The following is a 465-nucleotide window of genomic DNA, read 5'->3' as shown; positions in this document are numbered from 1 at the left end:
TCGTCGTCGCCACCCCGTGGGAGACCAAGGGACTGGAGTTCGACACCGTCGTCCTCGTCTCGCCCGAGCGGATCGTGGCCGACGCGCGCGGCGTGGTGGGCGATCTGTACGTGGCGATGACCCGCGCCACCCAGTCGTTGTCCGTCGTCGCCGGGACGGACGCGGCCGCGCTGCCGGCCGGGCTGGCGGACGTCCCGGAGTGAGCCCCGCGGGCGACGTCGCACGTGCGCGGCGTCGCGGAGGCGCGCGGGCGCGTCGCTAGGCTGGGGGCTATGGCACCCCAGAACGAGGAGCGCGCGGCCCGACTGCGCGCACAGGCGAACGACCCGAGCTTCGAGAACGTCTGGCAGGAGCTGCGCTGGCGCGGGCTCGTGCACGTCTCGACGGACGAGGCCGCGCTGGAACAGGCGCTGGCCGGGGAGCCCGTCTCGTATTACTGCGGCTTCGACCCGACCGCTCCGTCTC

General features: G+C 74.0%; 1 protein-coding gene and 1 pseudogene. Both read left to right on the top strand.

Annotated features, from left to right (window positions below; genetic code table 11):
• Positions 1-203: ATP-binding domain-containing protein (locus tag C6558_RS39165; RefSeq protein WP_146161021.1), on the top strand; the 203-nt coding region annotated here is incomplete at its 5' end.
• Positions 204-272: 69 nt separating this feature from the next.
• A pseudogene (locus tag C6558_RS39160) lies at positions 273-465 on the top strand (hypothetical protein); the annotation flags it as partial.

The sequence above is a fragment of the Ensifer sp. NM-2 genome (assembly GCF_003024455.1).
In the GTDB taxonomy this organism is placed as follows: domain Bacteria; phylum Pseudomonadota; class Alphaproteobacteria; order Rhizobiales; family Rhizobiaceae; genus Ensifer; species Ensifer canadensis.
The sequence above is the reverse complement of the archived record's forward strand: the minus strand, read 5'-3'. Positions and strand labels throughout refer to the sequence as shown.